Consider the following 14,519-nt stretch of genomic DNA (forward strand, 5'->3'; position numbering starts at 1 on the left):
GTGGGGAAGTTTCTCAGCTATTATGGTGGGTTATTGATAATGTTTTTCTCTGCAGTTCAGAAAACTTGTTGGCTTAGCGTGGATGCACTTGCTCACACGGCCTCAACAGTTTACATTCTGCAATCCGTTAAATAAACCCTTCCGTTTTTACCTTCAAGGAGGTTTTTTTGTTTGTCATCATTCAAGCAGCAGGCTGGCCGATCTGGTTGTTATTAACCGCCTCCGTGATTGCGACCGCGTTGATTATTGAACGCCTCGTGTATTTGCGCCGTTCGCGTATTTTGCCGCCGAAATTATTGCAGGAAGTGATCCGGGTTTATCACAATGGCCGCGCCAATTCCGAAGTCATTGCGCATTTGGAAAATAACTCCCCGTTAGGACGCGTATTGGCCGCTGGCTTACGCAATATCAATGCACCGCGCGAGATAATGAAAGAGGCGATCGAAGAGGCCGGTATGGCGACGGCGCATGAGTTGGAGCGCTTTCTCACTACGTTGGGTACGATTGCTTCACTAGCGCCCTTGATGGGTTTGTTTGGCACTGTTGTGGGGATGATTGAAATTTTTGGTGCAACCAATGGCGCAGGGACTGATCCTGCGCAATTGGGGCATGGTATTTCAGTGGCGCTTTATAACACGGGATTTGGTCTTGCGATTGCGATGCCGGCGTTGGTTTTTTATCGCCATTTCCGCGCCACGATAGACGGTTTTATTGTTGATATGGAGCAACAGGCAATTAAGTTCGTCGATATCGTCCACGGTGCACGGAAATAACAGAGGCAGGTATGCATTTTCGCAAACGCAGGACGCACGCTGAGCCTGAAATTAATTTGATTCCGTTCATCGACGTTTTGTTGGTGATTGTGATTTTTTTAATGGTCACTACGACCTATAGCAAGCTCACTACGCTAAAAATTACGTTACCCAACGCGAACGCAGCAAAGACCGATGTGCCGCCATTTCAGATAAATGTCGCTGTCACGGCGCAGGGACAGTACGCTGTCAACAAGGTGCAGGTAGCGTCCAGGGATGCGGACGATCTGGCCCAGGATTTGAAGAGCGCAGCACAAAGCGCTGCGAATACATCCAAGGAAACACCGGTGGTGATTATTAATGCTGACGCGATGTCGCCTCATCAAACTGTCATTAATGTGCTGGAAGCGGCGCGTCTGGCTGGTTTCGACAAGGTGACGTTTGCGGCGCAGGTGAATGGTAATAAGAAGTAAGCAGGTTTGTTTGTTTTAATGCGTTGTTTCTGATTGGTTAATTTGGCACGTAAACTTCCCTCATTTGAAGAAAAATTGATTGCCGCCTGGCAGCATCGTGGTGTATTGGCGTGCGTGCTGTGGCCGTTGTCGTTAGTGTTTCGGATAGTAGTGGGATTGCGTCGCCGCCTGTATTTGGCCGGTTGGCGCAACAGTACGCGTATGCCGGTTCCGGTCATCGTGGTCGGCAATATTTATATTGGTGGCACTGGCAAGACGCCGCTGACCATTTGGCTGGTGCAAGCGCTGCGGCTGGCTGGCTATACGCCGGGCGTGATTTCGCGTGGTTATGGCGTAAAGACCGATTCAGCTATACCTGCGGTGCGCGTCGTCTCGGGTGAGTCGGTTGCCGCTGAGGTTGGCGATGAGCCTTTGCTCATCGCACGGCGGGCACAGTGTCCGGTCGTGGTAGGACGCAATCGGGTGGCGGCGGCACAGCTTTTGTTGCAGTTGCATCCGGAGGTCGATGTGATCTTGTCAGACGATGGCTTGCAACATTATCGACTGCAACGGGATATCGAAATTGTTTTATCCGATAGCCGGGGTAACGGCAATGGCTGGCTGCTGCCAGCCGGACCGTTGCGGGAACCAGCGACTCGCAAGCGTGATTTTACGGTGGTCAATCTGACGGCGAAAGCGGCTTTGCCGGTTGCGTTGCCGACTGAGGCGATTCGTATGCAGTTGGTGGGAGAGGTGGCTGAGCGCCTTGGAGACCGTACTCAGACGCGGGCGTTAGCTAATTTTTCACGTTCAAAGGTTCTGGCCGCAGCCGGAATCGGCAATCCGCAACGTTTCTTTGTCATGCTTGCTGAAAGCGGCCTGCTATTTGCATCCCTCGCGTTGCCCGATCATTATGATTTTTCTACGAATCCTTTTGCTGCATCAGACGCTGAGATCATTCTGATCACTGAAAAGGATGCAGTAAAATGTAGCCAAATTGAAATCATCAAAAACGACCCACGTGTGTGGGTCGTTCCCGTGACAGCGCAGATTGATCCTGCGTTAACACATCAAATACATCAAATTGTGGAGAAACTTCGTGGACGCGCATCTTCTTGATATTCTGGTTTGTCCCATCTGTAAGGGGCCGTTGCAGCACGATAAAAAAGCGCAGGAACTGATTTGCAATGCTGATCGGCTGGCGTTTCCGATTCGTGATGGCATTCCGATTATGTGGGCCGATCAGGCGCGGGAACTCAATAGTGCGGCAGATATGGCCGTCAACGAGATTAAGCCTGTCTGAGGCATATTTTTTATAAAGACCATCCATGTCCTTTACCGTCATTATTCCTGCGCGATTAGCGTCGACCCGGTTGCCTGACAAGCCTTTGGCTGATCTCGGCGGCAAGCCGATGATCGTGCGTGTGGCCGAGCGTGCCGCCCAATCTGGCGCGGCGCAAGTGATTGTGGCGACGGATCATGCCGATATTGTGCGTGCCTGTGAACAGCATGGCGTCGCTGTGCGTTTGACGCGTAGCGATCATCCTTCCGGTACCGATCGGATTGCAGAAGTTGCGGCTGGCTTAGGCTTGGCGGCTAATGCGGTGGTGGTCAATGTGCAGGGCGATGAGCCGTTGATCGATCCTGCCTTGATTGCCGCGACTGCTGCGCGCATTGTTGAGGGCGTACCGATGGCGACGGCGGCGCATGCCATCGATAACGCCGCCGATGCTTTTAACCCGAACGTGGTCAAAGTGGTTCTCAACAAGCAGGGGCGTGCGTTATATTTTTCGCGGGCGACCATTCCGTGGGATCGTGATGGATTTACCCATGCACATCAGCACGCACAACAGCACGCACCGCAACAGTTGCCCGGCGGCTATGTGCCATTGCGGCATATAGGGCTGTATGCGTACAGCTATGCATTTTTACAAACCTACCCCACCCTGACGGTGTCCCCGCTGGAGCAGATTGAGGCGCTCGAGCAGTTGCGCGTGCTGTGGCATGGCTATCCGATTGCTGTGCATATCGCGCTCTCTGCGCCTGCTGCGGGTGTCGATACGCCTGAGGATCTGGAGCGGGTCAGACGTTTTTTTGCGACGTAATTTTCTGAGCTATTTGCGCCTGTTTAGCTCTGCGTCGATAGAGTGGTCTTGCGTGGATGCTATTTAGTAAAGTTTTGTGGTAAGTTTCGTGCAAAGTTAGCGTGTTATAACTAGATCCACACAGAGCGATCCCGTGGCAATTTTTCCCAATTTATCTGGAAAATGCAAAAAAGGCGTCGCCACAAAAAATTTTTAAACTAACCTTAGGACTTAACAACATGCGCCTTATTCTTCTGGGAGCGCCCGGTGCCGGAAAGGGCACGCAAGCTACCTTCATCAAAGAAAAATTCAACATTCCGCAAATTTCAACTGGCGACATGCTGCGTGCGGCAGTTAAAGCAGGCACGCCGCTGGGCATCGAAGCGAAAAAAGTCATGGACGCTGGCGGACTGGTTTCTGACGATATTATTATTGGCCTGGTCAAAGCACGTCTACAGCAGGCTGACTGTGCCAATGGTTATTTGTTTGACGGTTTTCCGCGCACCGTGCCGCAAGCCGATGCGATGAAAGAGGCCGGTGTGAGCATCGATTACGTATTGGAAATCGATGTACCCGATGAGGCGATTGTTGAGCGCATGAGCGGTCGTCGCGTCCATCCTGCTTCTGGTCGTACTTATCACGTCAAATTTAATCCGCCAAAGGTAGAGGGCATCGATGATGTCACGGGCGAAGAATTGATTTTGCGCGATGACGACAAGGTCGACACCGTGAAGAAGCGTCTTTTTGTGTATCACGAGCAAACTGAAATTTTGGTCAAGTATTACGGTGAATGGGCCAAATCAGGTAATTCTGCCGCACCGCAATACCGGAAAATTGTTGGTGTAGGGCCGGTTGAACACATTCGTGATAGTGCCTTTAAAGCACTGGGAGTATAAAAAATGCGGACTATATGTCCGCTTTTTTATTTGTGCAGCTGTATGAATGTAGTTAGTATGACAATTGATATTCTGTAATTTCTTCAATTTAATCAGGCCAGCCCAAGCCGCCTTCTGAAAATAAAAGGGCAACGAAAAGTCTTTCAGTACACATTTTTTGTAAATGAGAAAAGTCTTTGTCAAATTGGCAAAACTTAAATTTACTCAGTGTGGTTGTCAACTTTGAAGTGTCCTTAAAAAACAGAGGGAGTCAGCATGGCATCTGGTCTATGGTTTGCGATCGCTTGCGGCGTTATTGCCGTTGTCTACGGAATGGTTTCACGTCGCTGGATTTTGAAACAGGATCCGGGAAATCCACGGATGCAGGAAATCGCTGCCGCCATTCAACAAGGTGCTGCAGCCTTTCTGGCCCGCCAGTACCGCACCATCGCCATCGTCGGCGTGGTGTTATTCATCATCATCGCCATTATTCCGGGCTTGGGTCCGATCACTGCGCTCGGCTTTTTGGTCGGAGCGCTGTTGTCCGGTGCGTGCGGCTTTATCGGAATGAATGTGTCGGTGCGTGCCAATGTGCGCACCGCACAAGCAGCAACCCAAGGATTGAATCAGGCGCTCGATGTGGCGTTTCGGGGCGGGGCGATTACCGGGATGCTGGTGGTGGGTCTTGGCCTGCTTGGGGTGTCGATTTTTTTCTTCCTGTTAGTGACCTTTTTTAGTCACCCGGACATGTCCTTACACGATATGTTAAAGCCGCTGATCGGGCTGGCATTTGGCGCTTCGCTGATTTCTATTTTTGCACGGCTCGGTGGCGGTATTTTTACCAAAGGGGCTGATGTCGGCGCTGATCTGGTAGGTAAGGTCGAGGCGGGCATTCCTGAAGACGATCCGCGTAATCCCGCCGTGATTGCCGATAACGTTGGCGACAATGTCGGCGATTGCGCAGGCATGGCAGCCGATTTGTTTGAGACCTACGTCGTGACGCTGATTGCGACGATGCTGCTTGGATCATTGCTGATTAAGAGATTTGAGTTGCAGGCGGTGTTGTATCCGCTGCTGCTCGGCAGTGTATCGATTCTGGCGTCGATTGTTGGCTGCTCGATGGTGAAGGCTAAGCCCGGCAAGAAAATTATGTCGGCCTTATATACCGGTTTGTGGTGGGCGGCCATACTTAGTCTGATTGGCTTTGCGATCGTTACCTGGCTGGTGTTGCCCGCTTTTATGGTGTTGCCGATGATGGGCTCAGCACTGATTGGTATCGTGCTGACCGGTTTGATGGTCTACATCACGGAGTATTACACCGGCACCGATTTTAAACCGGTGCGCCATATTGCTGAGGCATCGACTACTGGGCATGGGACCAATATCATCGCCGGTCTGGGCGTGTCGATGAAATCAACTGCGTATCCGGTGCTGGCAGTGTGCGTTGCAATTCTGGCGTCCTATTGGCTGGCGGGTTTGTACGGGATTGCGATTGCAGCGACGGCCATGTTGTCGATGGCGGGCATCATCGTCGCGCTTGACGCTTATGGGCCGATTACCGATAACGCGGGCGGGATCGCCGAAATGGCCGGTTTACCAGCCTCGGTGCGGGCGATTACCGATCCTCTGGATGCGGTGGGAAATACCACCAAGGCTGTCACTAAAGGTTATGCGATTGGCTCGGCGGGATTGGCAGCGTTGGTCTTGTTTGCCGATTACACCCACGCGTTAGACGCGGTTGGCAATAGCACCGCTTTTGAGTTGTCCAATCCGTTGGTGATCGTCGGGCTATTTATTGGCGGCCTGATTCCGTATTTATTTGGGGCGATGGCAATGGAGGCCGTCGGTCGTGCCGCAGGTGCCGTGGTGGTTGAGGTGCGCCGGCAGTTTCGCGATATCAAAGGAATCATGGATGGCAGCGGCAAGCCGGAATACGATAAAGCAGTCGATATGCTCACGGCCTCGGCGATCCGGGAGATGATCGTGCCGTCGTTGTTGCCGGTGTTAATTCCGATTCTGGTCGGCTTGATCTTGGGCCCAGCGGCGCTCGGCGGTTTATTGATGGGGACTATTGTTACCGGATTGTTTGTCGCCATTTCAATGACGACGGGTGGTGGGGCATGGGACAATGCCAAAAAATATATCGAGGATGGTAATCATGGTGGCAAAGGTTCTGAGGCCCACAAAGCGGCGGTCACTGGCGACACTGTGGGAGATCCGTACAAGGATACGGCGGGACCGGCGATTAATCCGCTCATCAAGATTATCAATATCGTGGCGTTGTTATTGGTACCAATCCTGCCGATGGGTGGTGCAAATCTGATGACCGGTGCCAGTCATCCGACAGAGGTGGTGACAGTGGTGGTCGCGCCAGTTGTCGTAGCACCGGCGGTGAGCGGGGATGCTGAGGCCGCCGTTCAGACTAAATAGTGACGCTTGCATGTGGGCGGCATGTTGAATAGTCTCAAAAAAATGTGCTGCCCCTGTTAAGCTTTACGCCATGACGATTAGAAAAAATGTAGGTCTTATTTTAATGGGAGGCGGTGCCCGAGCCGCCTATCAGGTTGGTGTTCTCGATGCCGTGGCGACCATTTTGCGTGAGCAAGGATGGGCTCCGGAGCGCAATCCCTTCGATATTATTTGCGGCACTTCTGCCGGTGCGATCAATGCCACGGCATTGGCTTGCCGGGCTGATAATTTTAAGGAGAGTGTGCAAAAACTGCTGCAGGTTTGGTGGCACATCAATGTTGAACATGTGTATCGCGCCGATTCGCTGGGTATCTTGCGTTCGGGTGCGCGCTGGCTTTCTTTGCTCTCATTTGGCTGGTTGTTGCGTCAATGGCACGCCCATCCGCCGAGCTCGTTACTCGACAACACACCGCTGGTCTCCATGCTGCATCGTTTGCTGGATTTGAGCCGTCTCGATACGGCTTTGTCCAATGGAAGTCTGCAAGCTTTGGCCGTGACGGCATCGTCGTATAGCGGCGGCCAACACATCACGTTTTACCAAAGTGCGCATGAAATAAAATCCTGGACTCGCAGCCAGCGGCGCGCCGTGAAGGATCAAATTGGGGTTGAGCATTTGCTGGCGTCGTCGGCGATTCCCTTCATTTTTCCAGCGATTCCGATTTATTGCGAAGGTCGCCGTGAGTATTTCGGTGACGGTTCTATGCGTCAGCAAGCACCGATTTCACCGGCAATCCATCTTGGCGCGAGCAAAGTACTGGTGATCGGCGCTGGTCGCATGATGGCCCCGCCGACCGAGTTGCCGCCTTTCGATCACTACCCCAGTCTGGCGCAAATTGCCGGTCACGCATTGTCGAGTATTTTTCTCGATGGCCTGGCGGTAGACATCGAGCGTCTGGAGCGCATCAATCACACGCTATCGTTCCTCACCGAAGAACAGCGTGAGCAAACACCGCTCAAACCGATTGAGATGCTCATCATTTCTCCCTCTGAGCAAATTGATGACATCGCGAGTCGCCATATCGGGAGCCTGCCGAAATCCATCCGAGCGTTATTGGGCGGGATCGGTGCGACCGAGGTACGCGGTGCAGACTTGGCCTCCTATTTATTGTTTGAAGAAGGCTACACGCGAGAATTGATAGAAATGGGGCGCAAGGATGCTTATGCTCGGCGGGAAGATGTTGTGCATTTTTTTGCGGATCAAGGCCCCGGCTTTGTCGGTACAGAAATCTTAAGCGAAGCTTGACAGACTGATCGGGTAATCTAAATTATCTTCATAAACTATGCCTACCTTTATGAAAATGAGCGATACACCTATGTTCCGCGGCTGATTCGGGTTGATTCGTTATCTGCAACAAGTTACCCTACTGCATCAAAAGTTAGCCTTGCCGGAACAATCTCGCATAAGTCCTCAATACATGACAAACAAAACAGCACAACTTAACGTACGTATTCCTCCTGTATTTTTGCGGCAGTGGCGGTTATTACTACTTGGATTGTTGCTGTCATTTCAAGTATTTGCGCGCGGTCCGTTGTCGTTGGATTACATTGCCATCTCGCAACTTCCTCCTCAAGCCCGGCAAACACTAGTGTTAATCAAGCAGGGCGGTCCATTCCCCTACACCAAAGATGGTGTCGTATTTGGTAATTATGAGCGGCTTTTGCCACAACAAAAGCGCGGTTATTATCATGAATTCACCGTCAAAACGCCCAAAGCACGCAACCGCGGTGCTCGCCGCATCATTGCTGGCGGCGTGTCCCAGTCATCGGGTGAGTATTACTACACTGATAATCATTATGTTTCCTTTAAGCGCATTCAGGAGTAACTGGGTGAGAGTAAAGACTTAACAATGATTTGATTTCCAAAAAAATAGCAATTGATCTTGCCATAGCTGAGGGAAAAATGAGCCTGTTTAAAACCGTGCCGCCAAATCTAGTCCAGTCCATCCGCGCATTTCGCGTTAATGACTTACAGGCAGAAGCTGCCCGTCTCGGACAACATTTTCTGTACGCGTATTGCGCCGAGGCCGCGACCAAGCAACAAGTACTGTCGACGATCGCACAAGCATTTTATTTCCCTAAGAATTTTGGTAAGAATTTCGATGCCTTAGCCGATTGCCTGACTGACCTTGCGCTCAAGGCGGGTCCGCAACCAGGCTTTATTGTTGTTTTGGAGCAATTACCAAATGCGCAAAAATTCGACAAGGAAGCGCGTGAAATTCTGCTCGATGTATTTCGCGATAGTGCGGATTTCTGGGCTGAGAGGAAAGTCGCTTTTCGCGTGTTTTATTCCTTCCAGTGATGCCAGCTTGACAGGAGCGATGGCTATGCCACAGCTGGTCTAAAGATGAAGTGTTGTGTTTTAGGACTGTTATTACTCCCAATTTATACGTCAAACCTGCCTAAGCAGCTGCGCAGCGGGTACAATGCGCGCCATGAGAAGCATCGTAATCCTTATTTCTGGACGAGGCAGTAACATGGAAGCCATCGTCCGGGCAGCACAAAGCGAACACTGGTCTGCCAACATTACCGCCGTCATTAGCAACAAAGCTGATGCTGGCGGTTTGTCTTTTGCAGCCGCGCATGGCATTGCAACGGCGGTTGTTCCCAGCAAAGATTACCCGGATCGGGCCCAGTTTGACGCGGCACTACAACGCGAAATTGACCGTTTTTCACCTGATGTAGTGGTGCTGGCCGGGTTTATGCGCATATTGACTGCACCATTCGTTGCGCATTATGCAGGCCGCATGCTCAATATTCATCCCTCTTTACTGCCAAGCTTTACCGGGCTGGCGACGCATCTCCAGGCACTGACTATGGGTGTCAAAGTGCATGGGGCAACGGTCCATTTTGTTACCGCCGATCTCGATCATGGTCCGATTGTTGCGCAGGAAGTGGTGCCAGTGCTGGATGGTGATACCGTACAATCGTTAGAGGCACGGGTGCTGGCTGTAGAGCACAAAATGTATCCTCAAGCAGTGCGCTGGTTTGTTGAGGGGCGACTGATGATTAAGGACGGTCGGGTTTATAAAGACATCGTTCCCTCATCGTAAGCCGCACATCCAAAATAGACAAAAGTAGTCGTCATATATAAGAGACTATTGAGCAGACACGAACAAACATGCACATTGTAGCGATGCGCATCAAACCAAATATGTCGTTTTTATGAAAGAGTTAACATGAGATTGCCTCCAGCGATCATCGGTCTTACCGAAGAAGTATTGCGCGAAGTTCTACGATTTACCGGCCCTGCCGATGTTACTTTATCGCGATATTTCCGCGATCACCCGAAGCTTGGCTCTCGTGAGCGCGGCGTCATTGCCGAAGCTGTGTATGGCTTGTTGCGTAACAAATTGGTCTACACCAGTTTTGCTGAGTCCGGTAATGGCCCGACTATGCGTCGCATGACCTTGCTAGGTCTGGCCGATGCGGTTGGCGCAGATTCTCTGGGAGGCCTGTCCGAAGATGAGGCGGAATGGTTGTTGCGGGTCGCTGAAATTGACCGCCGACTGCTGCCAGCCTCCATGCGCGCTAATTTGCCGCAATGGCTTTATGAAAAACTGGTGGCCCGCGATGGTGAAGAAAACACCTTGCAATTAGCCGAAGCGTTGAATACCCCAGCGCCGCTGGATTTGCGCGTTAATTCGCTCAAGGCCAACCGTGATGAGGTGATTGCGACATTGGCGGAAGCGCCGATTTTATGCGAACCGACACCTTATGCACCATTAGGTCTGCGCATCATTAAAAAGCCCTCCGTCCAAAACCTGCCCTTGTTTAAGAGCGGTGCGATTGAGGTGCAAGATGAAGGCAGTCAATTGCTGGCCCAAATCGTGGGTGCCAAGCGCGGCGAGATGGTAGTTGATTTCTGTGCTGGCGCTGGTGGCAAGACTTTGGCACTGGGCGCGACCATGCGCAACACTGGTCGTTTGTATGCATTCGATGTGTCAGAAAAGCGCTTGGCGAAACTCAAGCCGCGTATGGCTCGTAGCGGTTTGTCGAATATCCATCCGGTATTGATTGCCCATGAAAACGACGCAAAAGTGAAGCGTCTTGCTGGCAAAATCGACCGCGTTCTGGTAGATGCGCCATGTAGCGGTTTGGGCACCTTGCGCCGCAATCCTGATGTGAAATGGCGTCAAACTCCTGATGCGATTGTTGAAATGAATGCCAAGCAAACGGCGATTCTGTCGAGCGCAGCCCGTTTGGTGAAGTCCGGTGGGCGTTTGGTCTACGGTACTTGCAGTTTGCTCGACGAAGAGAACGAAGCAATAGCAACGCAATTTTTAGCGACCCATGAAGACTTCTCGTTAGTGCCGATGAAGGATGTGTTGGCAGAGCAAAAGATCGATTTGGAAATGCAGGATTATCTGAAATTGTTGCCTCATTTACATCGTACGGATGGTTTTTTTGCGGCGGTGTTCGTCCGTAAATGATCCTAGTGACAGAACGCCTGCGCCGAAAACTGTTTGCCGCCGCTGTTTTAGTGGCGGTATTTGCGGCTGCACCGGCTCAGGACTTCGATCCGGTGCAGCCGCCGCAAGCTGCGACTGGCACGTTGCAAGTGGCGTTCTCACCTTGGGATGATATCGAGGGCTTGATTATCCAGACCATCAGCGACTCCCAAAAGCAGGTATTGGTGCAAGCCTATTTATTGACCAATGGCAGAATCGCGGCGGCCTTGATTGCTGCTAAACAACGCGGGATTGACGTTCAGATCTTGCTTGATGGGCATCAGCTTAAGGTCAATGATGCATCTAAAGTCATAGGCCTGGCTAAGGCGAATATCGCGGTATGGATTGACAATAAATATCGTAGTGCACACAACAAAGTCATCGTGATTGATGCGCTGGCCCCCGACGCCACCGTGATCACGGGCAGTTTTAATTTTACCTGGAGCGCTCAGCATAAAAATGCGGAGAACGTTCTTATCGTTCGCAATAATCCTACACTGGCAACGCGCTACGCCTCTAACTGGCAGCGCCACCGCCAGGACGCTATCCCCTACCGACAATAATGTTCGATCCGTTCTCCGACATGGCCGACAGCCTTGAGCTCAATTTAGCGGCTCCGGGCTTGCTATTGCAAGTTTGTATGACGTTGGTGTGCGTCGGACTTGGCTGGCTAAGTGCGCGCTTGTTACGCCGTATTTTTGTTGTGGATGATCTTACGCAACCTGTGATGCAACTTGGTTTACGCAGTTTCTCGCAAGTATTGACGCCGCTATTGACCGTGTTGTTGTTGGTCTTGGTCAAGTTGGTCGTCGCAAAATGGCACCAACCGGTGAATTTTTTGCGGCTGGTGATTCCGTTAATGGCTTCTCTCGGCTTGATGCGCTTTGTTTTTTACATACTGCGTCGGGTGTTTGTGCGCGATCGCGGCGTGAGTACTTTTCTATTATTGTTCGAGAAAATGTTTGGCGCTCTGGTGTGGATCGGCGTCTTGCTTTATCTCACAGGGCTATGGCCTGATTTGGTGGCGTATCTGGAAAGTACGGTTTTGCCGATTGGCCGTCACCAGGTTTCTCTTCTTGCGATTTTTCAGGCATTGATCTCGGTTTTGGTGACGCTCATTATTGCTTTGTGGGCAGGTGCCACGCTAGAACAGCGCCTCATGCAGTTGAACACCATGCATTCGTCATTACGCACGGTAGTAGCTCGGATGGGTCGGGCTTTTCTGGTGTTGGTGGCAGTGTTGCTCAGTCTGTCCTTGGTTGGGATCGATTTGACTGTCCTGTCAGTCTTTGGCGGAGCACTCGGTGTGGCGCTGGGTTTGGGTCTGCAAAAAATAGCCAGTAGCTATGTCTCCGGGTTTGTCATTTTGCTAGAGCGCAGTCTCTCTATCGGGGACATGGTCGGTGTGGGCACTTATTACGGCAAAGTTACGCAAATCAACAGCCGCTTTACTATCCTGGAAGGACTGGATGGTATTGAGTCGATTGTGCCTAATGACGTCTTCATGACCAATGCGGTTCAAAATTACTCCTTGCATCACCGCATTTTGCGCCTTTCTACGCAGGTGACGATTGTGTATCAGGAGGATATTGAGCAGGTTCTGACTTTATTGGAAGAGGCGGTAGGCGTTGTCGAACGGGTTACGCATGAAGTTTTGCCGCAAGCGATTTTACTTAAAATCGGCCAAGATGGCTTGGAGCTCGAAGTTGGATTCTGGATACTCGACCCAGAGAATGGGCGGCTCAATGTCTTGTCTGACGTCAACCGTGCAATCTGGCGCGTATTACAAGCGCACAGTATTAAAGTGGCGCAACCAAGACGTGATTTACGCATGGTCGCGGAGGCGAGTCCGGGTGCCGACTCGCAACAAGTCGCTCAAATAGATAGTCAGCGAATCGTTCCAAATTCCAAAAACGTCCCTTAATGGGAGTACAATGGCGAGTTAATTTCGGTTAAGTGACTGCTAACAGCCTGCAAACTTACCCTAAACTTGTACAAAACGAGCGCCAAAGTTCTGCTACTGCGCTGTTATCACTCTGGAGGACACATAGTGTTCAATGCAATTATCGATTTTCTGTCAAATGGTTTGACGGGCGCAACGGCATGGCAAGTTGTTATTTTTACGCTTGTTGTTACGCACATCACCATCGCTGGCGTCACCATTTATTTACATCGCTGTCAGGCGCATCGCGCCCTCGACTTGCATGCCATTCCTAGCCATTTTTTCCGTTTCTGGCTATGGTTGACTACCGGTATGGTCACCAAAGAATGGGCGGCGATTCATCGTAAACATCATGCTAAATGCGAAACGGAAGAAGATCCACATAGCCCTGTTACGCGTGGTATTAAAAAAGTACTGCTTGAAGGTGCCGAGTTGTATCGCGCTGAATCCAAGGTCCCTGAGACGATGGAAAAATACGGTCATGGCACGCCAGACGACTGGATAGAACGTAATCTTTATACGAAACATAGCGCGTTGGGTATCGTTCTGATGCTGTTCATCAACCTCGCTTTGTTCGGCGTGATTGGATTGACTGTATGGGCTGTGCAAATGTTATGGATTCCAATTACGGCAGCCGGTATTATTAATGGCATCGGTCACTATTGGGGCTATCGCAACTATGACTGTAATGATGCTGCTACCAACATTATTCCGTTCGGCATTCTTATCGGTGGCGAAGAGCTGCATAACAATCATCACACTTTTGGTACTTCAGCTAAATTGTCGTCGAAGTGGTATGAGTTCGATATCGGCTGGATGTATATTCGTATGCTTGAAATCGTTGGGCTCGCCAAGGTCAAGAAAATTGCTCCCGCGCCAAAATTCAATAGCGCCAAGCTAGTACCGGATCTCGATACGCTGCAATCGGTGATCGCCAATCGCTACGATGTCATGGCGAAATACGCGAAATCATTAAAAAGTACCTGGCAAGAAGAGCGTGCACATCTTGCGGGTAAAGCCGCTCTTGAGTCAGGTTTTTTGAAAACAGTGAAAAAACTATTGCAACGTGAACCAACCAAATTGGAAGCGCCGCAAAAACAGCAGTTGACCGAGTTGTTTTTGCATAGCAAAGCGCTACAGACTATGCACGAGATGCGAATTGAATTAGGCGTCATCTGGGAGCGTTCGCACTTTACTCGCGATCAGTTGCTACATCAATTGCAAGACTGGTGCGCGCGCGCTGAAGCGTCCAAGATCAAGGCATTGGAGGATTTTTCTTTGCGCTTGCGTAGTTATTCATGATCTGAAGTAACTAAAATAAAACGGCCTTTTTAAGGTCGTTTTTTTTCGTGTATGTATTTAGGTCGTTCAATGGAGTTGGCTGCAAGCTGCTCGGTGTGATTGGTGACTGTGCTACGATATTTTGTCTTGCCGTCTTTGGATATCATCGATTCGTGCTTGTCCGTGGTACTCGGCATAGAACTACTGAGTCGGAGA

At 50.9% G+C, this 14,519-nt stretch carries 15 protein-coding genes; all 15 read left to right on the top strand.

The window, feature by feature from the left end; genetic code table 11:
- The first annotated feature begins 167 nt into the window (after positions 1 to 167).
- Positions 168 to 773, top strand: a complete 606-nt coding sequence (locus ACVBEF_RS06200) for a MotA/TolQ/ExbB proton channel family protein (protein WP_447123063.1) — start codon at positions 168 to 170, stop codon at positions 771 to 773.
- A gap of 11 nt (positions 774 to 784) precedes the next feature.
- Entirely contained in the window at positions 785 to 1,225 is a 441-nt protein-coding gene (locus ACVBEF_RS06205) for an ExbD/TolR family protein (RefSeq protein ID WP_447123064.1), read from the top strand.
- A gap of 42 nt (positions 1,226 to 1,267) precedes the next feature.
- On the top strand, positions 1,268 to 2,323 hold the full coding sequence (gene lpxK / locus ACVBEF_RS06210) for a tetraacyldisaccharide 4'-kinase (protein ID WP_447123065.1): 1,056 nt from the start codon (positions 1,268 to 1,270) through the stop codon (positions 2,321 to 2,323).
- Positions 2,304 to 2,507, top strand: coding sequence for a Trm112 family protein (locus ACVBEF_RS06215; protein ID WP_447123066.1), 204 nt, complete (start codon positions 2,304 to 2,306; stop codon positions 2,505 to 2,507). The genes lpxK and ACVBEF_RS06215 overlap by 20 nt, the downstream gene beginning before the upstream one ends.
- Before the next feature lie 25 nt (positions 2,508 to 2,532).
- The gene (kdsB, locus tag ACVBEF_RS06220; protein ID WP_447123067.1) at positions 2,533 to 3,309 is read left to right on the top strand and encodes a 3-deoxy-manno-octulosonate cytidylyltransferase; all 777 of its coding nucleotides are present in this window, start codon (positions 2,533 to 2,535) and stop codon (positions 3,307 to 3,309) included.
- A gap of 218 nt (positions 3,310 to 3,527) precedes the next feature.
- Positions 3,528 to 4,184 carry an adenylate kinase gene (gene adk / locus ACVBEF_RS06225; protein ID WP_447123068.1) on the top strand — a complete coding sequence of 219 codons (657 nt, stop codon included), beginning with the start codon at positions 3,528 to 3,530 and terminating at the stop codon, positions 4,182 to 4,184.
- A gap of 255 nt (positions 4,185 to 4,439) precedes the next feature.
- A complete protein-coding gene (locus tag ACVBEF_RS06230; protein ID WP_447123069.1) occupies positions 4,440 to 6,593 on the top strand; it encodes a sodium-translocating pyrophosphatase in 2,154 nt (717 codons plus the stop codon).
- A gap of 70 nt (positions 6,594 to 6,663) precedes the next feature.
- Positions 6,664 to 7,875 (top strand): patatin-like phospholipase family protein, encoded by a 1,212-nt coding sequence (locus tag ACVBEF_RS06235; protein ID WP_447123070.1) that lies wholly within the window; start codon positions 6,664 to 6,666, stop codon positions 7,873 to 7,875.
- Between the two features lie 172 nt (positions 7,876 to 8,047).
- The gene (locus ACVBEF_RS06240; RefSeq protein WP_447123071.1) at positions 8,048 to 8,455 is read left to right on the top strand and encodes a ribonuclease domain-containing protein; all 408 of its coding nucleotides are present in this window, start codon (positions 8,048 to 8,050) and stop codon (positions 8,453 to 8,455) included.
- A gap of 77 nt (positions 8,456 to 8,532) precedes the next feature.
- Positions 8,533 to 8,931: a barstar family protein gene (locus tag ACVBEF_RS06245; RefSeq protein ID WP_447123072.1), complete on the top strand. Its 399-nt coding sequence runs from the start codon at positions 8,533 to 8,535 to the stop codon at positions 8,929 to 8,931.
- Between the two features lie 133 nt (positions 8,932 to 9,064).
- A complete protein-coding gene (purN, locus tag ACVBEF_RS06250) occupies positions 9,065 to 9,682 on the top strand; it encodes a phosphoribosylglycinamide formyltransferase (RefSeq protein ID WP_447123073.1) in 618 nt (205 codons plus the stop codon).
- Positions 9,683 to 9,808: 126 nt separating this feature from the next.
- Complete coding sequence (locus ACVBEF_RS06255; RefSeq protein ID WP_447123074.1) at positions 9,809 to 11,062, top strand: RsmB/NOP family class I SAM-dependent RNA methyltransferase; 1,254 nt, start codon at positions 9,809 to 9,811, stop codon at positions 11,060 to 11,062.
- Positions 11,059 to 11,643 (top strand): phospholipase D family nuclease, encoded by a 585-nt coding sequence (locus ACVBEF_RS06260; protein ID WP_447123075.1) that lies wholly within the window; start codon positions 11,059 to 11,061, stop codon positions 11,641 to 11,643. The genes ACVBEF_RS06255 and ACVBEF_RS06260 overlap by 4 nt, the downstream gene beginning before the upstream one ends.
- Positions 11,643 to 13,004, top strand: a complete 1,362-nt coding sequence (locus tag ACVBEF_RS06265) for a mechanosensitive ion channel family protein (RefSeq protein WP_447123076.1) — start codon at positions 11,643 to 11,645, stop codon at positions 13,002 to 13,004. The genes ACVBEF_RS06260 and ACVBEF_RS06265 overlap by 1 nt, the downstream gene beginning before the upstream one ends.
- 126 nt (positions 13,005 to 13,130) lie before the next feature.
- Positions 13,131 to 14,324, top strand: coding sequence for a DesA family fatty acid desaturase (locus ACVBEF_RS06270; RefSeq protein WP_447123077.1), 1,194 nt, complete (start codon positions 13,131 to 13,133; stop codon positions 14,322 to 14,324).
- The last annotated feature ends 195 nt before the right edge of the window (positions 14,325 to 14,519 follow it).

It is taken from the genome of Glaciimonas sp. GG7 (assembly GCF_052976905.1).

Coding starts and splice junctions, on each gene's coding strand:
- ACVBEF_RS06205 (WP_447123064.1), top strand. CDS start 785: ATGCATTTTCGCAAACGCAGGACGCACGCTGAGCCTGAAATTAATTTG.
- ACVBEF_RS06265 (WP_447123076.1), top strand. CDS start 11,643: ATGTTCGATCCGTTCTCCGACATGGCCGACAGCCTTGAGCTCAATTTA.
- kdsB (WP_447123067.1), top strand. CDS start 2,533: ATGTCCTTTACCGTCATTATTCCTGCGCGATTAGCGTCGACCCGGTTG.
- ACVBEF_RS06260 (WP_447123075.1), top strand. CDS start 11,059: ATGATCCTAGTGACAGAACGCCTGCGCCGAAAACTGTTTGCCGCCGCT.
- ACVBEF_RS06245 (WP_447123072.1), top strand. CDS start 8,533: ATGAGCCTGTTTAAAACCGTGCCGCCAAATCTAGTCCAGTCCATCCGC.
- ACVBEF_RS06235 (WP_447123070.1), top strand. CDS start 6,664: ATGACGATTAGAAAAAATGTAGGTCTTATTTTAATGGGAGGCGGTGCC.
- purN (WP_447123073.1), top strand. CDS start 9,065: ATGAGAAGCATCGTAATCCTTATTTCTGGACGAGGCAGTAACATGGAA.
- ACVBEF_RS06240 (WP_447123071.1), top strand. CDS start 8,048: ATGACAAACAAAACAGCACAACTTAACGTACGTATTCCTCCTGTATTT.
- adk (WP_447123068.1), top strand. CDS start 3,528: ATGCGCCTTATTCTTCTGGGAGCGCCCGGTGCCGGAAAGGGCACGCAA.
- ACVBEF_RS06255 (WP_447123074.1), top strand. CDS start 9,809: ATGAGATTGCCTCCAGCGATCATCGGTCTTACCGAAGAAGTATTGCGC.
- ACVBEF_RS06230 (WP_447123069.1), top strand. CDS start 4,440: ATGGCATCTGGTCTATGGTTTGCGATCGCTTGCGGCGTTATTGCCGTT.